18 protein-coding genes are annotated in these 20,622 nt (G+C 68.1%); 8 read left to right on the top strand and 10 right to left on the bottom strand.

The genetic code is table 11. The features are described from left to right. Nucleotides 1-156: 156 nt before the first annotated feature. Together DEQ92_RS09305 and DEQ92_RS09300 are read right to left on the bottom strand one after the other, a co-directional pair. Nucleotides 157-477, bottom strand: a complete 321-nt coding sequence (locus tag DEQ92_RS09305) for a hypothetical protein (protein ID WP_004974762.1) — start codon at nt 475-477, stop codon at nt 157-159. Continuing rightward, complete coding sequence (locus DEQ92_RS09300; protein WP_004974761.1) at nt 467-1,507, bottom strand: zinc-binding dehydrogenase; 1,041 nt, start codon at nt 1,505-1,507, stop codon at nt 467-469. The genes DEQ92_RS09305 and DEQ92_RS09300 overlap by 11 nt, the downstream gene beginning before the upstream one ends. A gap of 234 nt (nt 1,508-1,741) precedes the next feature. Between DEQ92_RS09300 and DEQ92_RS09295 the strand changes: the two genes are divergently transcribed. From DEQ92_RS09295 to ilvD, 3 genes are all read left to right on the top strand, one after another. Further along, a complete protein-coding gene (locus tag DEQ92_RS09295) occupies nt 1,742-2,545 on the top strand; it encodes a winged helix-turn-helix domain-containing protein (RefSeq protein ID WP_049905059.1) in 804 nt (267 codons plus the stop codon). A 94-nt stretch (nt 2,546-2,639) separates the two neighbouring features. Beyond that, nucleotides 2,640-3,215 carry a molybdenum cofactor biosynthesis protein B gene (locus DEQ92_RS09290; protein WP_004974757.1) on the top strand — a complete coding sequence of 192 codons (576 nt, stop codon included), beginning with the start codon at nt 2,640-2,642 and terminating at the stop codon, nt 3,213-3,215. A 96-nt stretch (nt 3,216-3,311) separates the two neighbouring features. Beyond that, nucleotides 3,312-5,066, top strand: coding sequence for a dihydroxy-acid dehydratase (gene ilvD, locus DEQ92_RS09285; RefSeq protein ID WP_004974756.1), 1,755 nt, complete (start codon nt 3,312-3,314; stop codon nt 5,064-5,066). A gap of 42 nt (nt 5,067-5,108) precedes the next feature. Here ilvD and DEQ92_RS09280 read toward each other — a convergent pair whose 3' ends face one another. The 3 genes from DEQ92_RS09280 to DEQ92_RS09270 all read right to left on the bottom strand — a co-directional run bounded on the left by DEQ92_RS09280 (nt 5,109) and on the right by DEQ92_RS09270 (nt 6,726). Further along, on the bottom strand, nt 5,109-5,369 hold the full coding sequence (locus DEQ92_RS09280) for a hypothetical protein (protein WP_004974755.1): 261 nt from the start codon (nt 5,367-5,369) through the stop codon (nt 5,109-5,111). Between the two features lie 114 nt (nt 5,370-5,483). Then, nucleotides 5,484-6,443, bottom strand: coding sequence for a D-2-hydroxyacid dehydrogenase (locus DEQ92_RS09275; protein WP_004974753.1), 960 nt, complete (start codon nt 6,441-6,443; stop codon nt 5,484-5,486). A 55-nt stretch (nt 6,444-6,498) separates the two neighbouring features. Next, nucleotides 6,499-6,726 carry a hypothetical protein gene (locus tag DEQ92_RS09270; protein ID WP_004974750.1) on the bottom strand — a complete coding sequence of 76 codons (228 nt, stop codon included), beginning with the start codon at nt 6,724-6,726 and terminating at the stop codon, nt 6,499-6,501. Between the two features lie 333 nt (nt 6,727-7,059). Here DEQ92_RS09270 and DEQ92_RS09265 point away from each other — a divergent pair, with 333 nt between their 5' ends. After that, nucleotides 7,060-8,445 carry an NAD(P)/FAD-dependent oxidoreductase gene (locus tag DEQ92_RS09265; protein ID WP_004974749.1) on the top strand — a complete coding sequence of 462 codons (1,386 nt, stop codon included), beginning with the start codon at nt 7,060-7,062 and terminating at the stop codon, nt 8,443-8,445. A 42-nt stretch (nt 8,446-8,487) separates the two neighbouring features. Further along, a complete protein-coding gene (locus DEQ92_RS09260) occupies nt 8,488-8,931 on the top strand; it encodes a hypothetical protein (RefSeq protein WP_004974747.1) in 444 nt (147 codons plus the stop codon). A gap of 303 nt (nt 8,932-9,234) precedes the next feature. Here the strand turns inward: DEQ92_RS09260 and DEQ92_RS09255 are convergent, their stop codons facing one another. Beyond that, entirely contained in the window at nt 9,235-10,851 is a 1,617-nt protein-coding gene (locus tag DEQ92_RS09255; protein ID WP_199522902.1) for a lipopolysaccharide biosynthesis protein, read from the bottom strand. 71 nt (nt 10,852-10,922) lie between these two features. Then, nucleotides 10,923-12,281 carry an NRAMP family divalent metal transporter gene (locus tag DEQ92_RS09250; protein WP_050459725.1) on the bottom strand — a complete coding sequence of 453 codons (1,359 nt, stop codon included), beginning with the start codon at nt 12,279-12,281 and terminating at the stop codon, nt 10,923-10,925. A 124-nt stretch (nt 12,282-12,405) separates the two neighbouring features. Between DEQ92_RS09250 and DEQ92_RS09245 the strand changes: the two genes are divergently transcribed. Continuing rightward, nucleotides 12,406-14,292: a PAS domain-containing sensor histidine kinase gene (locus tag DEQ92_RS09245; protein ID WP_115820694.1), complete on the top strand. Its 1,887-nt coding sequence runs from the start codon at nt 12,406-12,408 to the stop codon at nt 14,290-14,292. 133 nt (nt 14,293-14,425) lie between these two features. Here the strand turns inward: DEQ92_RS09245 and DEQ92_RS09235 are convergent, their stop codons facing one another. The 3 genes from DEQ92_RS09235 to DEQ92_RS09225 form a co-directional block, all read right to left on the bottom strand. Next, the gene (locus DEQ92_RS09235; RefSeq protein WP_004974740.1) at nt 14,426-15,538 is read right to left on the bottom strand and encodes an alanine--glyoxylate aminotransferase family protein; all 1,113 of its coding nucleotides are present in this window, start codon (nt 15,536-15,538) and stop codon (nt 14,426-14,428) included. A gap of 153 nt (nt 15,539-15,691) precedes the next feature. Then, nucleotides 15,692-16,681, bottom strand: coding sequence for a ring-cleaving dioxygenase (locus DEQ92_RS09230; protein WP_115820693.1), 990 nt, complete (start codon nt 16,679-16,681; stop codon nt 15,692-15,694). Nucleotides 16,682-16,792: 111 nt separating this feature from the next. Next, nucleotides 16,793-17,698, bottom strand: a complete 906-nt coding sequence (locus DEQ92_RS09225; protein ID WP_115820692.1) for a winged helix-turn-helix domain-containing protein — start codon at nt 17,696-17,698, stop codon at nt 16,793-16,795. Between the two features lie 563 nt (nt 17,699-18,261). On the opposite strand from DEQ92_RS09225, the gene DEQ92_RS09220 reads away from it, so the two are divergent. After that, entirely contained in the window at nt 18,262-19,653 is a 1,392-nt protein-coding gene (locus tag DEQ92_RS09220) for an FAD-binding oxidoreductase (protein WP_115805031.1), read from the top strand. A gap of 66 nt (nt 19,654-19,719) precedes the next feature. After that, the gene (locus tag DEQ92_RS09215; protein WP_004974736.1) at nt 19,720-20,604 is read left to right on the top strand and encodes an aldo/keto reductase; all 885 of its coding nucleotides are present in this window, start codon (nt 19,720-19,722) and stop codon (nt 20,602-20,604) included. Nucleotides 20,605-20,622 lie beyond the last annotated feature (18 nt).

Genomic DNA, 20,622 nt, shown 5'->3' with positions numbered 1-20,622 from the left:
TCGGCACGCAATTCCACCGCTGAGAATCGGCGGCCGGATGCGACACCGGCAGCCGAGAGCGCGGCTCGGGTGCGAGAGAATCGGGGGTAAAAACGAAAACGGACGTCGCGTCTCGACCACCCGAAAGAGCGGTTTCGACGGGTCGAACGGGTCGATTCAGTCGCCGCCGCGGGTCGCCGCGGTCATCGACCAGACGGCGACGAGGCCGAGCGCGAGCGCCGGGAGCATCGGCAGGGCCAGCATGGCCGCGAGGTACGGCAGGCCGGCCATCGCCGGGAGCGACGGCACGAGGTACACCGCGCCGGGGATGACGAGGAAACAGAGCGCGACGACGCCGACGAGCACCCAGCCGCGGTCGCCGAAGCCGGTCGCCTCCGGCTCCGAGCTACCGCCGCCGACGGCGACGCCGTCCGGCCGGTGGACGTAGGTGTCGGACTCGGTGGTCGCGTCGTCCCGAGCCGTGGTGTCAGAGCTCACTATCTGGGATTACGACCACCTTGCCAAAGCCCTGTCGCTCCTCGATGAGCTCGTGCGCGCGGTCGATTTCGCTCATGGGGAGCGTCTCGCGGATGCGGGGCTCGAAGGTGCCGTCCCAGACGAGGTCGAGCACCTCGTCGGCCTCGCCGGGCGTCGCCATCGTCGAGCCGATGACCGAGAGCTGGTTCCAGAAGATGTAGTTGAGGCCCGCGCCCGGGTCGGGGCCGGTGGTCGCCCCGCAGGTGACGACGCGGCCGCCCTTGACGAGGCTCTTGAGCGACTGCTTGTAGGTCGCCTCGCCGATGTGGTCGACGACCATGTCGACGCCGCGGCCGTCCGTGAGCTTCCGAATCTCCTTCGAGAAGTCCTCCTCCTCGTAGTTGATGACGTGGTCCGCGCCGCACTCTTTCGCGTACTCCAGTTTCTCGTCGGTGGAGGCGGTGGCGTACACTTCCGCGCCCGCGTAGTCGGCGATTTGGACGGCCGCGTGGCCGACGCCGCCGGACGCGCCGAGGACGAGCACCTTCTCGCCCGGGCGCAGTTCGCCGCGGTCGACGAGCATCCGCCACGCGGTCTGGAAGACGAGCGACGCGGAGCCGGCGACCTCCCACGGCACGTCCTCGGGGACGGGCACGAGGTTCTCCTCGGGAATCGCCGCGAACTCGGCGTGGACGCCGCGGACGTGCTCGCCGATGATGTGGAAGTCCGGCGCGAGCGTCGGGTCGCCCTTCCGGGAGAACTCGTCGCCGCCGCCGGCGACGCCCGCGATGAGCGCGACGTGGTCGCCCGCCTCGAACCGGGTCACGCGCTCGCCGACCTCGGTGACGACGCCGGCCATGTCGCTGCCGGGAATGTGCGGCATCTCCAACTCGACGCCCGGGAGGCCGCGTCGCGTCCAGATGTCGAGGTGGTTGAGCGACGCCGCCTTCACGTCGACGAGGACCTCGTCGGGGCCGACCTCCGGGTCCGGGAAGTCGCCGTATTCGAGGACGTCTCGGTCGCCGTGTTCCGTGAATTGGACCGCTTTCATCTCGACACCACCGAGGAAGGGCAGGAACTAAAGTGTGGGTTTACGCCAATCGTCTTTCCTCTATTTCGACATTCAGCGTATTTCCACAGGTGTCAAAACCTATCGGGGCGAAGATATATACGACGCAGGGTACCCAACACAGTCGGGTTTGGCAGTCGCGCTCGCCGACGGGATCAGCGGGCTGAACAGCCGGGCCGACAGTCGTCGGACCCTGCTCCGAAGAGAGGCACGCACGTGACCAGAGACGGGACTTCAGCACAGCTCTCGCGTCTGCTCGTGAGGCGGTCGGCGTTCGTCCGAGCGCTCGCGGAGCGACCGCGAGACAAGCGCGGGCTCGCAGACGACCTCGGTACGTCGCGTTCGACGGTCGACCGCGTCGTCCGCGAACTGCTCGACGCCGGGCTCGCCGAGCGCGGCGACGGCCAGTACCGACTGACGTGCGTCGGCCGGCGCGCGCTCGACGCGTACGACGAGTGTCTCGACTCGCTCCGCGGCGTCCACGCGGCCCGAGACCTCCTTTCGATGCTCCCGGTCGACGCGCCGCTCGACCCCGCGTTCTTGACGGGCGCGACGGTGCACACGTCGAGTCCGAACATCCCGGACAGCGCGATTCAGGAGCTGTTTTCGAGCGTCGAGAGCGCGGAGCGAGTCTCGGGCGTCGCCCCGGTCGCCCTCGTCGGTCAGCTCCGCCCGTTCTACGAGACGGCGACGGCCGGCGGGACGGTCGTCGAGATGATAATCGCCGACGAGCTGTTCGACCGGCTCGTCGCCGCTCCGGACTCTCGCGCGGTCATCGCCGACCAGCTCCGACACGAGTCGGTGACGCTCTACCGGGCCGAGGTCCCGTTCCGGTTCGGCCTCTGGGTGACGGAAGACGAGGCGGGCATCGTCGTCTACACCGACACCGGACTCGGCGGGGTCGCCCGCAACGACACCGAGGAGGCGGTCGAGTGGGCCAGAGGACAGTTCGAGACGCTCCGCGAGAACGCGGAACGCCTGGCGCCCGACTTGCTCGACGAGGTTCCGGACGGCGAGTGAGCCGCACCGCTCGGCGGTGAACTGTCCGGCCGCCCGAGCCGATGACCGCCGGGCCGACGCGGGAACTTTATCGCCCGCCGACGAAGGCGCGGCCGTGAGCGACCACGACCATCATCACGGCGAGGGAGACCACGACCACGGCGACCACGACCACGGCGATCACGGCCACGACCATCACCACCACGACATCGACGACCTCGAAGCGGCGGTGCTGACGATTTCCTCAACCCGCGACGTGGACGACGACCCCGCGGGCGACGCGATAGCGGAACTGTTCCGCGAGGCGGGTCACTCGGTGTCGGTCCGGCGGGTCGTCGACGACGACTACGACGCGATACAGACCGCGGTCTCGCGGATGGCCGACCGCGGCGACGTCGACGTGACGGTCACGACCGGCGGGACGGGCGTCACGCCCGACGACCGGACCGTCGAGGCGACGGCGCAGTTGTTCGGGAAGACGCTCCCCGGCTTCGGCGAGCTGTTCCGGCGGCTCTCGTACGACGAAATCGGCACCAAGGTCGTCGGCACCCGCGCGACCGCGGGCGTCGTCGACGGGATGCCGACGTTCTGTCTGCCGGGGAGCGAAAACGCCGCCCGGCTCGGGACCGCGGAGATAATCGTCCCCGAAGCGCCGCACCTCACCGGCCTGGCTCGGCGCGACGAGGAGTAGGTAAGCGCCCACAGAATCGAGGGTCGTCGGGCGAATCCGACTGCAACGTCTGCCCAGTCGCGGCCATTTAAGTTCGCGCACACGCTCCGAAGAGGTATGAGCCAGCAGTCCCCACGCGAGGAGGACCCGGACGACGTGTTCTCCAGCGGTAAGGACCCGAACCTCCGCAGCACGGAGGTCACGGAGGGTCCCGACAAGGCCCCGCACCGTGCGATGTTCCGCGCCATGGGCTTCGACGACGAGGACTTCTCGTCGCCGATGGTCGGCGTGCCGAACCCCGCCGCCGACATCACGCCGTGTAACGTCCACCTCGACGACGTTGCCGACGCGGCCATCGAGGGCATCGACGCCGCGGGCGGGATGCCCATCGAGTTCGGGACCGTCACCATCTCCGACGCCATCTCCATGGGGACCGAGGGCATGAAGGCCTCGCTCATCTCCCGCGAGGTCATCGCCGACTCCGTCGAACTCGTCTCCTTCGGCGAGCGCATGGACGCGCTCGTCACCGTCGCCGGCTGCGACAAGAACCTCCCCGGCATGATGATGGCCGCCATCCGGACGGACCTCCCCTCCGTCTTCCTCTACGGCGGTTCCATCATGCCCGGCCAGCACGAGGGCCGCGAGGTCACCGTCCAGAACGTCTTCGAGGGCGTCGGCACCTACGCCGAAGGTGACATGAGCGCCGACGAACTCGACGACCTCGAACGCCACGCCTGCCCCGGCGCGGGCTCCTGCGGCGGGATGTTCACGGCCAACACGATGGCCTCCATCTCCGAGGCACTCGGACTGGCCCCGCTCGGGTCGGCTTCCGCACCTGCCGAGTCCGACGAGCGCTACGAGAACGCCCGCCGCGCCGGCGAGGTCGTCCTCGACTGCGTCGAAAACGACCGCCGCCCCTCCGACATCCTCACGAAGAAGTCCTTCGAGAACGCCATCACCCTGCAGGTCGCTACCGGCGGGTCGACCAACGCCGTGCTCCACCTGCTCGCGCTCGCCGCCGAGGCGGGCGTCGACCTCGACATCGAGGAGTTCGACGAAATCTCCCGGCGCACACCGAAAATCGCCAACCTCCAGCCCGGCGGCACGCGCGTCATGAACGACCTCCACGAAATCGGGGGCATCCCGGTCGTCATCCGCCGTCTCGTCGAGGCCGACCTGTTCCACGGCGACGCGATGACCGTCACCGGTCGCACCATCGCCGAGGAACTCGACCACCTCGACCTCCCGGACGACGAGGGCCTCGAAGCGGACTTCCTCTACACGGTCGACGAGCCGTATCAGGAGGAGGGAGCCATCAAGATTCTCACCGGCAACCTCGCGCCCGACGGCGCGGTCCTGAAGGTGACCGGCGACGACGCCTTCCACCACACCGGCCCCGCCCGCGTCTTCGAGAACGAGGAGGACGCGATGCGCTACGTGCAGGAGGGCCACATCGAGGAGGGCGACGTCATCGCCATCCGCAACGAGGGTCCGCGCGGCGGCCCCGGCATGCGCGAGATGCTCGGCGTCACCGCGGCCGTCGTCGGACAGGGCCACGAGGACGACGTGGCGCTTCTCACCGACGGCCGGTTCTCCGGCGCGACGCGCGGCCCGATGGTCGGCCACGTCGCCCCCGAGGCGACCGAGGGCGGCCCCATCGGCCTCCTCGAAGACGGCGACGAGGTGACCGTCGACATCCCGAACCGCGAACTCTCCGTGGACCTCACCGACGAAGAACTCGAAACGCGGAAAGAGGACTGGGAACCCAAGCCGCCGGCGTACACCTCCGGCGTGCTGGCGAAGTACGCCCGCGACTTCGGTTCCGCCGCGAACGGCGCGGTGACGAACCCCGCGCTCACGCGCGACGAGTAACGACGAGTCGCCGCGGCGTCTCCCGCGACGCGACCACAGTCGTCAAAACAGGTGCACGCCGGACGCCCGGTACAGGGCGAGCACCCCGATTCCGAGCGCGGTTCCGACCGGAATCAGCGCAATCACTTTTCGCGGCTGTTCGGTGAACCCGTAGACGCACAGGCCGAACGGGACGGACAGCAGCACGTCTATCGTCCACTCCGGGAGGGCGGGCGAGAGCCCGGACCACGGGACGAAAACGAGGAGTCCCGCGCCGCCGAAAAAGGCGAGAATTCGGTTCCACCGCCACGCTGAGAACTGCACGGCACAACCGACAGTAGCTACTGGATTGACAGTTTCGGTGCGGAATCCGGTCGCGGTGCCGTCGACTGTGGGGTTGTAGGGTCGCGGATCGCGGAGTCGCTGAGTCGACTCGGATTAGGCCACGCGGTTCCGCAGGTCGCCGTCGCCGGCGTCCAGTTTGTCGAGGTTCTCGGCGATGATGTCGGCCATGCGTTCCCAGTACTTCGGGGTGTGGCCGGCGTTGTGGGGGGTGATGAGGACGTTTTCGAAGTCCCAGAGCGGGTGGTCAGAGGGCAGCGGTTCGGGGTCGGTCACGTCGAGTGCCGCCCCGCGGATGCCGTTGCTCCGGAGTTGCGAGACGAGCGCGTCGGTGTCGACGACCGGGCCGCGGCCGACGTTGACGAGGACGGTGTCGGGGGCCATCGACGCGAACGCGTCGGCGTCGACGAGGCCGCGAGTGGCGTCGGTCAGCGGGCACGCGATGACGACGTAGTCCCCGCGGGCGAAGGCGTCGTGGAGGCCCTGTTCGTCGTCGAAGCCGACGACCTCGTCGGTCGGGCCGCCCTTCTCCGGCGAGTAGCGCACGCCGACGGTCTCGACGCCGAACGGTTCGAGTCGGTCCACGATCGCCTCGCCGAGCGCGCCGAGACCGACGACGGTGACCGTCGAGTCCTGCAGTTCGACCGTCTGGTACGACTGCCAGACGCCGGCGTCCTGCTGGCGCTCAGCGACGTGGAAGCGGCGAGCGAAGTAGAGGAGGCTGCCGAGGACCTGTTCGGCGATGTTCGGACCGTGGACGCCGGAGGCGTTTGTGACGGCCACGTCGCGGGCCTCGAACGCCTCGATGGGGAGGTGGCCCGTGCCGGCGAACACGCAGGCGAACAGGTCGAGGTTCTCGGCGGCTTCGAGGTCCGCTTCGTCCGCGTCGAAGCCGGTCGCGACTCGCGCGCGGGAGAGGAGGTCGCGCTCCTCGGCGGGGGTAGTCGCGAGGGCGACCTCGCGGTCGGGGAGCCGCTCGCGGAGCGTTTCGGCGTACGCCTCGGCAGACAGGCCGTGAATCTTCTGCCGAAGCACCGCGATGTCTGGGTCGGACATGCTCGATGATTCTCGAAGTCGGTGATGAATCTGTCCGATTCGGCCGGGTGGACGCTCACTCGATGGGCTCGCGCCGTCGCGGGCGACGTTTCGAAATCGTACGGGTGACCGCGACGGCATCGACTGTCGGGTCGACGACGAACCGCGAGCCGTCTTCACCGAGTCTCCACGCAACGGGCGCATACCCCTGTGGGGCGGGGCCGCCGTCGACGAAGACGAGGTCGCCCGTCTCGTCGCGAAACACGACGGGCTCTCTCGGTTCGTCCGGCTCGTCTGCGGTCATTGACTCGGAGCTACCGCGCTCTCCGCTATAAACCCCCGCACCCGGTTATCAACCTCGGTATTCGGCTGAGTTCTGTTGACAGAACCGACATACGTCGGTGAAATTCATCGGACCCTTAGATTATCTGTAATAGTATTTTGAAAGAGCGGTGAGCCACGCTACGGAATCTACTGGGGGGCCGTTCCCGTCGAGAGGGCCGAGCGGCGGCGCGTCGAGCGGCGAACGCGGCGTTGCTGGTGCGCGGTCGGTGCAGCGCGCGGACGCGCGGCTCGAAACCGTCGGACGCCGCGTCGGTTCAGGGGGTTTAATACCCGAGCGAAGTGCTGTAGCGGTATGGAACGCGTAGATGTCGCCATCATCGGCGGCGGTCCGGCCGGCACGTCGGCGGCACACGCCGCGGCCTCGGCCGGGGCCTCCGCCCTGGTCCTCGAGAAGGGCGTCCCCCGAGCAGACCGACCGGGCCTCGGGCCCGACTCGACGGACGCGGCCGGTATCCTCGACTACTGGGTGGACATCATGGGCATCCACCCCGACGAGTTCCCCGACGACGTCGTGCTCGACATCCTCGACCGCGCGGAGTTCATCGGGCCGAACGAGTCGCTGACCCTTCGGAGCACCGGCATCGACTCCTCGTACGACGAGTTCGGCTACACCTTCCACCGGGCGAAGTTCGACGACTGGCTCCGCAGTCGCGCCGAAGACGTCGGCGCGGAGTACCGCGTGAAGGCCTCCGTCCGCGATGTAGAGACCGACCTCGACGCCGCCGGCGACGACCCCCGGCACGTCGTCCGCCTCGCCAACGGCGAGGACGTGGGCGCCGACTTCGTCGTGCTCGCCGACGGCCCCCAGCGGACGGTCACGAACAAGGTGCTCGACGACCTGCTTCCGTTCCCCATCACGGACCGCCTGTCGTCGACCGAGGCGAACCACATCGCCTATCAGGAACACCGCGAGTTCCCGCCGGAACTGTTCGACGAGGTCGACGGCGCAATCAAGTTCTGGTGGGGCTACATGCCCGGCCACACGGCGTATCCGTGGATTTTCCCGAACGACAACAACGTCTGCCGGGTCGGCCTCACGATGCCCATCGGCCTCGACATCGACGAGGTCGAAGACCGCGAGGCGTACAAGCTCCTCCGCGAGGACGACGAGCGAATCCCGCAGGGCCGCGAGTACGTCCGCCGCCTTCTCGAACAGGAGTACGGCGACGAGTACGACATCGACGAGGACTTCCCTCTCGTCGAGGACCGCGGGAAGACGAAGGGAACCGAGACGTACGCCATCTCCTCGACGCGACCTATCGACTCGCCCGCGGCGGCCGGCATCGCCGTCACCGGCGGGGCGATGGGCGCGACTTCGGCCTTCCACGAGGGCGGCGACCACGTCGCCGTCCGGACGGGAGCCATCGCCGGCGAACTCGCCGCCGAGGGCGACCTGAGCGACTACAACGACCGCTGGAAGGACGCCATCGGCGACGAAATCCTCCGGAACGTCGCCATGGCCGAAATCGTCCACGACTACGGCCCCGGCCAGTGGGACAAGACGTTCAAGGCGGCCCGGAAGCTCCTCGAAAAGGACGAGGGCTACAAGGCGTTCGGCGCCTCGAAGCTCAGCGCGGGGTTCAGCGCCGCCAAACTCGCCACGCAGTACCAGCGGACGAAGGTGAAGTACCGCAAGGGCAAGTACGTCCAACTGCGCGAAGACGAGTACGCGCTGTAGTCGACGGAAGACTTATCAGTTTCTCCGAATTTCTGTCAGTCGATGGCCGGTCGACCCTCTCGCCGTCAGCTACTCCGTCACGGAGCCGCGGCGGTCGGCGTCGGGCTGACCGGCGGCCTCGCCGGCTGCTCGTCGCTTCGTGGGTGTACGTCGGCCGAAATCGTCCTCCGGGCGGAACTGGTCGGGAACGCCCCGGACGGGGCGACCGTCGTCGACGCCGCCGACCCACGGGTCGCGAACAGCCCGTGGGTGCTGAAGGTGGTCGAAGCGGCCGCCGAGGGCCACCCCCGCGAGTCGAGTATCTCCGACTGCCTGAGCGACTACGACGCCCTCCGCGCGGACCTCGACGCGCTCCCGGCGTTCGACCGGTCCGAAGACCGTCTCTACTACGTCCGCGTCGACGGGCAAGTCGTCCGACTTCGGGCAGTCTTCTTCGCCGGCGACGACGCCCGCCGGTCGGAACTCGTTTTACCCCCGGCGCGCTAGGGTCGACTGCGTACCTCAAGTCCCCGTCCGAGTGTTCCCGCTTCGGGAGCGATGACAGCACGGCGAACCCGGGTACGCGACAGCTACTGGCCGGCAGACGCCGGCGTACTTCGGAACGTCCGCGCCCGAAAGACGGACCGCCCGGCACGAGGGTTTCCCGGTCGACGCGGCACGCCGCCTCGGGATGAGACCGGCCGTTAGTGTTCTGGGCGACACCCTGTCTCGGCGAGAGACTTCTTCGACGCTCGTCGGTCACCGGCCCGACTCGCGAGTGTGGCGAATCCGAACCCCCGCGAGCGACCGCTATCGGTTCCCGAACGTGCCGAGCCCTCGTTCGCCGAGGGCCGCGCGTATCGCCCGGCGGTAGCGGGCGGCCAACGCCGTCACCACGAGTCGGTCGCGGTCGTTGACGCCGAGCGCGACGAGCGCGACCACGTAGGTCGCCGCGCCCAGCGTCGCGCCGGTGGCGACGACGACCGCACCGGACCCGCCCAACGCCTCGCGGACGAAGAACATGACGCCGGCCGCCGCGACGCCCGCGCCGAGCGGCTTGAGAAACGTCGCGTCGAAGGGCCACAGCCCCTCGAAGCGGCGAAGGAGGACGACCTGAATCGAGTTCTGGACGGCGATGGCGACGGCCGTGCCGAGCGCCGCGCCCGACAAGCCGAACGCCCGGACGAACGCGAACGTGAGGAGCGTGTTCAGCACGGCTAAGAGCCAGTCGAGCGCCATCCGGGCGTACTGGTGGTCGGTCATCATGAGCAGCCACCCCGTCGCGCCGACGGCGCTCCCGACTAAGACGCCGCCGAGATAGACCACGAGGGGGACGTAGCCCGCCGTGAAGTTCGGGCCGAACACGGAGAGAATCGACCGTCCGTACACCGTGAGCACGACCAGTATCGGAACGACGCAGGTGACGATGAGCCGCGTCACAGCCGTGTACACCGCGTTGAGCGTCTCCATCTCGTCGTCGGCGTAGAGCGCCGACGCGACCGGCGGCAGGAGCATGTTGAACGAGAGGAGCGGAATCCACGCCAGCGTCACCAACACGAGCACGACGTTGTAGACGCCCGCCGCCTTCGCGGTCAGGAGGAACCCCACGAGCATCACGTCGACGCGGTTCTGGAACACCTTCCCGAGGCTGCTCAGCGCGATGGGCGCGGAGTGGTTGTAGAACCGCCGGGCCTCGGAGCGAACGCCGCGAAGACCGGGTCGGATACCGCTCGCCGAGACGGCCATCGGAAAGCCCACCAAGACGAGCACGGCCATGCCGACGACGAACGCGCCGGCGACGCCGACGAGCGAGTACCCGAGCGCCATCGCGCCGACGGCCCCCACCAGCCTGACCGCCGGGCGGAGGACGCGGTTGAAAAGCGCCTCGCCGCGGGCCGACTGCACGGCCCTGAGGATTCCCGCGTGGACCTGCACCAAGCCGACGAGGATAACCAGCGCCGCGAACAGGTGTATCGTCGGCGGGAAGTCGGGGTGCGAGACGGTCGCGGCGTTGAGCCGCCCGCTCGCGAGGACTAACCCGCCGGCGAATCCGAGACCGACGACGAGCGTCGTCAGATACGCCAGCCCCACCACTCGTCCCTGCCGCGCGGGGTCGTCGTCGTGCGCGGAGAGGTACCGCTGGAGCGTCGGGACCGACCCGAAGTTCACGAGACGGAACAGGAGCTGGGAGACTCGCCACGCGAACGCGTAGACGCCGTAGACGACCGGGCCGAACCCCTGTGCGAGCGCGTACTCGGTCGCCGTCGTCAGCGCCCGCTGGAGCGACTGTCCGCCGGAGGCGACGACCGCGCCGTGGCCGATGGTCAAGAGCGCCTCGCGTTCGTCGTCGGGGACGTCGCTATCGGGGACATCGTCGTCGGGGACGACGCCGTCGAGGGTATCGTCCGCGGCTGTTTCGGAGGGCACTGTCGCGTCCCTGTCGCTTGTCGGGGTCGAAAATAAGTCGCCTGATTCCCCCGCGAGTGAGCGCCTGCCGGTCAGGCCGCGGTCGGTCGTCCGACGGTCTCGCGGACGAACTTGCCGAGGAGTCCGAGCGTCGCGGCACCCATCGCCGCGGCGAAGGCGACGACGAACACCGAAAGCGGGTCACCGAGGTCGGACAGCGCCCGCGAGCGGACGAAGTTCGCGGCGAGGACGGTCGTGATGGCCAGCAGCACGACGCCGCCGAGGTTCGCGAGCGTCGAGTTCGGCTCCGCGACCGCGTCGCTGTTGAGCAGGACGAGCACGACGGCGATGGCGAAGGGCGTGCCGACGAGCCCGAACGCCAGCACCAACACGAGAAGCGGGAAGAACGCGCCGCCGAGGAACGCGCCGACGCCGGAGAACAGCGCCACGCCCGCGAGGAGCGCGCGGTACCGACCGTCGGAGAGGTCCGTCCCCCAGCCCAGTTTGTCGGCGACGAGATACGGCGGGACGACGGTGTTGCCGCCGAGCGTGGAGACGGCCGCCCCCAAGAGACCGAGGAGGAACAGCCACTTGGCGTTCGCGCCCGCCAGCGGGCCGAGCGCCTGCGCGGCCGCCACCGCCGAGAGGTCGCTCGCGGCCACCTCGGGGGTGTGGAGGACGCCCGCCGCGACGACGAAGATGGCGAGGCTGTAGATGCCGAAGGCGACGAGCATCGACGCGCCCACGTCGAACGTCGCCAGCCCGTAGTCGCGGGTCGTCCAGCCGCGGGCGCGCATCGTGTACGAGTGCATCGTGATGAGCGTGATGTGGACCGCGCCACCGAGGATGCCGGCGGCGACGAGCGCGCCGTCGACCCCGGCCGGGATGCGTGGCACGAGCCCGGCGGCCGCGGCCGCCGGGTCGACGGGGACGAAAAACAGCGACGCGAGGAACGCGACGACGACGGCCGCGACGAGCCCCTTGGCGAGAAGTTCGACGAAGCGGTAGCCCCGCCCGGCGAGTCCGGCGGCGAGGACGACCGCCCACGCGACGCCCCAGACCCGGGCGTCGACGCCGGTTATCGTCGCGCTCACGTCCGCGAGGCCCTTCATGATGACCAGTTGGGCCAGCCCCGCGGCCAGCACCCCGTCGGCGACGAGCACCCACGCCCAGCCGTCGCCCAGTTCGCGTTCGACCACGGCGATGATACCGTCCTCCGTGAGCAGGCCGAGTCGCATCGACAGGTACTGCGCCGACGCGCCGAGGACCGCCGAGAGCACCACGACCCACAGCATCGCGTAGCCGAACGTCGCGCCGGCCGTGAGCACGGTCGCCATCGTCGCCGGCCCCGCCGCGACCGCGCCCGCGACCCACGACGGCCCCATCTCCGAGAGATATCCCCGCCAGTCACCGCTCATCACCGCCGATACGTCGAGTTTGGGTTCGTTCATGCCGTCGTGGTCTCGGCGGTCGTCACAAAAGTGTTGCTACTGGGTGTTACAACCCGGTGGTCGTCTCGAGACGACGCGCAGCGCCACACGACCTTTTACCCGATGGTCGAGAGTGACCTAGGTGATGAGCGATGGTGACGGTTCGGTATCGCTTCTCGTCGTCGCCGACCCGGACGTCGCCACGGCGGTCACCGAGGGCGTTCGGGGACGAGAGACGCGGTTCGAAGTCGAGACGGTTCGGACCGCGGCCGCGGCGGGAGAGCGACTGCGAGACGCCGGCTCGGGCGTCGGCTTCGACTGCGTCGTCTCGTCGGTCGGCGGGGAGGGGACAGACGCGCTCGAGTTCCTCGCGGCGGTTCGCAGCCGAGAGCCGAAGCTCCCGTTTCTCGTCGTCGCCGACGAGACGTGCGAGTTGACCGCGACGGAGGCGCTCGACGCGGGCGTCACCGATTACGTCCGTGTTCGGGGGGCGGGTGACTACGAGGAGTTGGCCGTCCAGGTCGAGCGGGCGGTCGCGGCGACCGACCGGCGGCCGGTCGACTCCTCGCTCGTCTACGAGCGCGTCTTCGAACAGATGCTGGAGGGCGCGTGCCTGTACGACCGCGAGGGTCGATTCCTCCTCGCGAGCGCCTATCTGGCCGACTTCTACGGGATGACGCCCGCCGAACTCGAAGGCGAGCGGAGCCTGCTCGTCGAGACGGTCCGCGAGGAACGTTCGGGCGACCCGTACCAGCGGCTCTTGGACGAGGAGGTCGACTCGCTCGAAGGCGAGACCGAACTCGTCACGCCGGACGGCGAGTCGCGGACGCTGAGCTACCGCTTCGCGCCGTTTCAGGTGGCTGGCGAAATCGTCGGCGTCATCGCCGTATCGAGGGACATCACCGACCGACGGGAGCGAGAGCGGAAACTGAAGCGCGCCCGCGAGGAGTACCAAGAGCTCATCGACAGGATGAACGACACGGTCTGGGTCATCGACATCGACAGCCACATCCTCGCGGTGAACGAGACCGCGGTGGAGCTGCTCGGCTACTCGCGGGACGAACTCCTCTCGATGACGGTCCACGACATCGACGCCGGCCTCAGCGACGACGAGGCATCGGCGCTCATCTCCCAGATGCCGTCGGACGGCACGCAGGTGTTCGAGACGGTCCACCGGGCGAAAGACGGCCGGGAGATACCCGTCGAAATCAGTTCGAGCCTCGTGAGCTATCACGGGGAGACGGCGGTTTTGAGCGTCGCCCGCGACACCACGAAGCGGAAGCGGTACGAGGCGGAGCTCCGCGAGCAGAACCGCCTTCTCGAAACGCAGCGCGACGAGCTCGCGGTGCTGAATCAGGTCGTCCGCCACGACGTTCGCAACGACCTCCAACTGGTGACCGCCTACGCGGAACTGCTCGGGGAGCGCGTCGACGACGACGAGGCGATGGAGTACGTCGACATCGTCCGGAAGCGCGCCAACCACGCGGTCGAACTGACGAAGACGGCGCGGGACATGGCCGAGATGATGCGCAGTCGGGGCGTCGAAAACGAACCGGTCTCGCTCCGGCCCGTCCTCGAAGCCGAACTCGCGTCGCTCCGAGAGATGGCTCCGGAGGCGAGCGTGACGGTCGAAACCGAGGTGCCGGCGGTCGCGGTGCTGGCCGACGACATGCTCGGGTCCGTCTTCCGGAACCTCCTCACGAACGCCGTCCAGCACACCGACCGGGACGAGCCGACTATCGAGGTCTCCGTCTCGGAGTCCGAAGGGGGCGACCACGTCGTCGTCCGCGTCGCCGACGACGGCCGGGGGATACCCGACGAGCGAAAAGAGACCGTCTTCGCGAAGGACGAAAAGGGACTGGACAGCCGGGGGACCGGCCTCGGACTGTACCTCGTGCGGTCGCTGGTCGAGAAGTACGGCGGCGACGTGTGGGTCGAGGACAACGACCCGCGAGGGGCCGTCTTCGCGGTCGAACTCCGGGTGGCCGACGCCGGTCAGGCCGACTCCGACCGGTCGTCGCCGCGGTCGTAGCCCGTCATCTGACTCCCTCGCGTTCGGTGAAGACGACTTTTTGGTTCGACCCCGGCACCCCGAACCGCTCGGCGACGACGAGGGTGAGGTCGAACTGCGGGTGCGGCACCTGCGTCGGGGTCCGCTACGAACCCTACAGGCCGGCCACGTCTTCGATGGCGTCGGTCAGCGCCTTGATCGACTCCACGTCGTGTTCGCCCATGTGGCCGATGCGGAACGTCTTCTCGCCGAGCGCGGAGCCGTAGCCGTTCGAGAAGGCCATGTCGTACTTCTCGGAGACCTCCTCGATGGTGGCGGCGACGTCGATTCCCTGCGTGTTCTCGATGCAGGCGACGGTCTGGGACTCGTAGCCCTCCTCGGGGAACATGTCGAAGTGCTCGTAGGCCCAGTCGCGGGTGTACTCGGCCATCTCGCGGTGGCGCTGGTCGCGGCCATCGTGGCCCTCTTCGAGCATGTACTTCATCTGCTTGCGGTACGCGAGCATGATGGGAATCGCGGGGGTGGAGTGGGTCTGACCCTTGCGGTCGTAGTAGTCGAGGGCGCGCTGGAAGCCGCCGTACCACGACGCGGAGTCCTTCGACAGCTCGCGCTCGTAGGCCGCGTCGCTGACGGTGCAGATGGCCAGTCCCGGCGGCATGGCGAACGCCTTCTGCGACGAGGCGAAGATGACGTCGATGTTGTGCTCGTCGATGTCGACGTAGTCGCCGCCGAGGGCGGACACCGCGTCGACGACGAAGTAGGTGTCGGGGTACTCGGCGACCACGTCGCCGATCTCCTCGATGGGGTTGCGGACGCCGGTCGAACTCTCGTTCATCACGGTGGCGACCACGTCGTAGTGCTCGTCGCTGGACTCCAGCGCCTCGCGGATGTCCTCGGGCTTGATGGCCTGCCCCCACTCGTACTCGATGCGGTCGACGTTCTTGCCGAGGCGCTCCGCGACGTTCGCGTGGCGCTCGCTGAAGCTTCCGCAGGTCGGCACGAGGATGTTCTCGTCGACGAGGTTGAGCGTCGACGACTCCCAGATTTCGGTGCCCGACCCCGTGAGAATCATCAGGTCGTTGTCCGTGCCGAGGAACTCCTTCGTGTCCTCGACGATGGTCGTATAGAGGTCGGTCATACGGTCCATCCGGTGACCGAACATCGGCTGGCACATCTCCTCGATGACGTCCTCGCGCACCTCGGTCGGACCGGGGATGTACAGCGTCTTGTCCTGATAGTCGTCCGTGTATTCGCGTTTTTCCGTCACGTCATCCACCTAAGTACGGACCACTGCGTCGCGGGCGATGATGGTACTTGTGATTGCGACACTCGTCGCGGTGGCTCACGGGGTGCTAACACGGGGCAAAACGGGCGGCGTCGGCGGGTGGAAAACGGCTCCGGGGCGAGGTCGTTCCGAGGCTCAGTCGTCGGCCTCGGCGGACTCGGCCCGCGGGACCGTCACGTCGGTCAGCCCGGCCTCTATCTGCTCGCGCCGGCCTTCGAACTCACCGGGGAGGACGAGGCGGCCGCCGAGGTCGTCGAGGGGTTCGTCGGCGGTGTAGCCCGGCCCGCTCGTGGCGAGTTCGAACAGCACGCCGCCGAACTCGCGGAAGTAGACCGACCGGAACCAGTGGCGGTTGATCTGTGCGGTCGGGCGCAGGCCCTTCGACTGGACGGCCTTGCGCATCGCCTCTTGGTCCTCGTCGGTCGGCGTCTGGAAGGCGACGTGGTGGACCGTGCCGTGGCCCTGTCGGCTGCTCTCGATGGTCGGCAGCACGTCCACGTACTTCCCGACGCTCCCGGTCGCGGCGAACCGCGTCCGCTCGTCGCCGGGGGTGTCGCCCTGCGCTTCTTCGGTCCCGACGCGCTCGAAGCCCATCGTTTCGAGCAGGTCTTCGGTGGGCTGGGGGTCGCCCAGCCAGAGCGTCACGGAGTGGAAGCCGCGAATCGCGGCCTCCTCGGGGACGAACTCGGTCCACGGGACCGTCGGGTCGTCGTCGGGAATCTCGACTTCGACCAGTTCGACCGGGAGGCCGTCGGGGTCGCTGAAGGGGAGGACCGTCTCGCCGAACCGCTCGACTCGGTCGTCGTAGTCGACGCCGTACTCGTCGAATCGGTCCTCCCAGTAGTCGAGACTGCCCTCGGGCACGCGGAACGCGGTCCGCGAGACCTGCCCGGTGCCGACCTTCCCCTGCGAGAGGTTCTCCCACGGGAAGAACGTCATGCTCGTGCCGGGGGTCCCCTCCGCGTCCGTGAAGAAGAAGTGGTACGTGCTGGGGTCGTCCTGGTTGATGGAGCGCTTGGCGAGGCGGAGCCCGAGCGTCTCGACCCAGAAGTCGAGGTTCTGCTGCGGGTCGCCCGCGATGCAGGTGACGTGGTGAATGCCGGGTGTGGGCGTGGGTTCTGCCATGGGCGGTCCTACGGGCCGCAAGGACTTGAGTATCCGCTGACGCGAGTGTTACCGGGTCGCGGCGGCGTCATCGCGCCGACCGCGAGCCCGACCGACCGGACGGAGTACCCGTTATACCTCCGATACCTCCGCATCGAGCGACTCGGAATCCGCCCTGACCGACGCGTAGACGCGCTCGGCCCACTGTCGCGCGATTGGCGCGTCGGTGTCGACGAAGACCTCCATGAGTCCGGTCGTCCCGTCGTAGCCGCCGATGCCGACCCGGTCGTCGTAGATGGCGAGTCCGTAGGGGAAGTCGCCGCGGGTTCGAAGCCGCAGGTGGCCGCGTTCGACGGCGTTCTGGGCTCGTTCCGGGTACGTCTCGAACAGCCGCGCCACGATTTCGGGGCGGTAGATAATCTCCGTCTCCGTCTCGTCGAAGATGTGCCGATGGAACTCGCCGAGGACGAGCGGCGCCATGTGCGTCGTGTTGAACCCGCGGAACGTCTCCGACCCGCGGACGAGTTCGACGAACCGCTCGACCGGCCGATACGGGTCTTCGGGTGCCGCGACGGTCACCGTCGCGTCCGCGAACGGCTCGACGACGAACTCGTCGTGGTCGTCGCAGATGGCGTCGAGGAGCGGCGTCAACCGCCGGGCGGTTCGGACGTTCGCCTCGAATCGGAGGACCTCCTCGGCGACGACTTCTCCGAGGCCGGTCAACCGGAATCGGTGGTCGATTCGCTCGCCCAGCCCCCGTTCGTCCAGCCAGCGCGTAAAGCGGTGGCTGGTCGCCTTCGAGACGTCGAGGCGCTCTTCGATACCTCGTCTGTCGAGCGGGTCGTCGAGGAGCGCTTCCAGTAGCGGACCGTGCCGGACGATGTCCACGAGGTCGTCCGTCTCGACGCGCCCGCCCGCGGTCGACAATCGCTGGCCGAGATACCGGCGATTCCGCGCGTTTTCGAGAACCGCGTCCAGAACCGACGCCTCCTGCGGCGAACCGTTGCCACCGCCGGAACCGCCGTCAGAACTGTGCATGTGAATCACTAGCTTATTGGTCGGCGCGAGTAGTAACTCCATCCCTCGGCGCTCGGTAGTCATCGGCGCGCTCCTTCGACACCTATCTCCCCGTCGGTTGGGTTCCACCGACTCGGCACATCGTCTCGGTTGAAGGACTTTGCAGTCCTCGTCGCCTGATAGGGACCGCGTGACACAGACAGAGGGTGTGTCTATCAGACTTGAATCGCATTCTTCGCCGGACTACGTCGATGGACAAATACAGCTAAACAGACCCCAAGAAGAACAGCAAGAACCCCCGGAATGAGATACACGATATTCGGAGCGCATTCTCCACCTCCGGAACACATCTGACGCTGGAATGCGTACCAGACCGAGATACAGCCGAGAAAGAGACTGAGACCACCGAATCCCTGAAGAATGCGAGACCATTCATACTGTACAACCACTCTGGGATTGGAAAATAGCTTCCGTAGAGACCAAGAGCAGTTTGACCCGACCGTCTCACGGGGTGAAACCCGACTCACGCCGGAACACACCGCTCAGGAGTTGAGGCTAACGGTCGTGCGAACAAATAGCACAGTATGGCTAACGACCAGCAACGCGACCCCTTCGACGCGGACCTTCGCGGGCCCGTCCTCCGACCGGAGGACGCCGAGTACGACGAGGCTCGCGCGGTGTGGAACGGGATGATAGACAGGCGACCGTCGCTCATCGTCCGCTGTGCGGGCGTCGCCGACGTGGTTCGGTCGGTGAACTACGCGCGCGAGAACGACCTCGTCGTCGCGGTGCGCGGCGGCGGCCACAACGTCGCGGGGACGGCCGTCTGCGACGACGGCATCGTCATCGACCTCTCGGAGATGACGAGCGTTCGGGTCGACCCCGACGCGCGAACCGCGTGGGTCGAAGGGGGCGCGCGGTGGGCCGACGTCGACCACGAGACGCAGTTGTTCGGGCTGGCCGCGCCGGGCGGCGTCGTCTCCGACACCGGCGTCGCGGGACTCACGCTCGGCGGCGGCCTCGGACACCTCCGCCGGAAGCACGGCCTCAGTTGCGACAACCTCCGGTCGGTGGAACTCGTCACCGCCGCCGGCGAGGTGGTGACCGCGAGCCGAGACGAGAACGCCGACCTCTTTTGGGGACTCCGCGGCGGCGGCGGCAACTTCGGCGTCGTCACCGGCTTCGAGTTCGAACTCCACCCCGTCGGCCCGGACGTGGCGATGTGTCTGGTGTTCTATCCCGCGGCGGACATCCCGGACCGGCTTCGGGACTTCCGCGAGTACGCGCGGTCCGCCCCCGACGAGGTGAGCGCGCTCACCTTCTCGGGCGTGCTTCCCGACGAGGAACTGTTCGGCGACGCGGCGTCGGTTCCCAAACTCGGTATCCTCGGCTGCTACGCCGGGCCGCCCGAGGAGGGGACCGCGGCGCTCGCACCCCTGCGCGAGTTCGCCGACCCAATCGCCGACTTCAGCGGCGTGATGCCCTACGTCGAACTCCAGCGCCTCCTCGACGAGGATTACCCCGACGGCATGCGCTACTACTGGAAGTCGCTCTACCTCGACGGCCTCTCCGACGACGTTCTCGAACGGCTCGACCACTGGACGGCCGCCGCGCCGTCGCCGCTTTCGACCGTCGATATCTGGCACCTCGGCGGCGCGATAGCCGACGTCGGCGCGGACGAGAGCTCCTTCGCCGGTCGGCGCGCGCCGTATCTCCTCGGCGTAGAGGGTAACTGGGAAGACGCCACCGCCGACGAGGAGAACGTCGCGTGGGTCCGCGACTGCATCGACGATATGCGGCGGTTCTCCGACGGCACCGTCTACCTGAACTTCCCCGGGTTCCTCGAAGGCGGAGACGAGACGATGCAGACCACGTTCGGTCCCGCCTACGAGCGCCTCGTCGACCTGAAAGACGAGTACGACCCGGCGAACCTGTTCCGGCTGAATCAGAACGTCGCGCCGTCGGCCTCCCCGTGACCCGCGTCACGGAAAACGGCCCGGGGGAGACGCACGTTTTTGTCCGTCGACGGTGACGTTCGACGTATGCAAACCCGCGCACTCGGCGACACCGGCCACGAGAGTAGTATCGCGACGTTCGGCGCTATCGCGCTCAACTGGCTCGAACAGGAGGGCGCGAACCAGATGGTCGAACACGTCCTCTCGAAGGGCGTCAACCACTTCGACGTGGCTCCGACCTACGGCGACGCGGAACTCAAACTGGGCCCGAAGCTCCGCCAGCACCGCGAGGACATCTTCCTCGGCTGCAAGACCCAAGAGCGGGGCTACGAGGGCGCAAAGCGGAAGCTCGACCGCTCGTTCGACCGCCTCGGCGTCGACTACATCGACCTCTATCAGGTCCACGGCCTCGAATACGAGTCCGAACTGGACGAAATCACGGCGGACGACGGCGCGCTCGCGGCCTTCCGCGAGGCGAAAGACGAGGGGAAAATCGGCCACATCGGCCTGACGAGTCACGGGAACCCGGGACTCATCCGCGACGCCATCGACCGCATCGACGACCTCGAAACGCTGATGTTCCCGCTGAACCCCGTCGTCGTCGGCAAAGGCGACGACGAACACGACTACGCGGGCGTCTTCGAGGCGGCCGAGGAGGCCGGAATCGGCACCCTCGGAATCAAGGCGTTCGCCCGCGGGCCGTGGCCCGACACCGACGAACTGCCCGAGGCCGACCGACCGTTCCCCAACTGGTACGAGCCGGTCGACACCCCGGGCGAAATCGCGGAGCGGTTCGACTTCGCGGCCGCCCAGGGCCTCACGAGCGTCGTCACGCCGGGCGACCCGAAGCTCGTGGCGATGGTCCTCGACGCCGCGACGCGGTACAACGGCATGGACGAGACGGCACAGCGGTCTCTCATCGAGCGCCTCCGGCACGACGAGAGCCCGGTTCCGGAGCAACTGCACCACTAGCGAGCGAACGGCTCTACC

Source organism: Haloferax sp. Atlit-6N (assembly GCF_003383195.1).
GTDB lineage: Archaea > Halobacteriota > Halobacteria > Halobacteriales > Haloferacaceae > Haloferax > Haloferax gibbonsii.
Note: the sequence above shows the minus strand (reverse complement) of the source record. Positions and strands in the feature narration are given on the sequence as shown.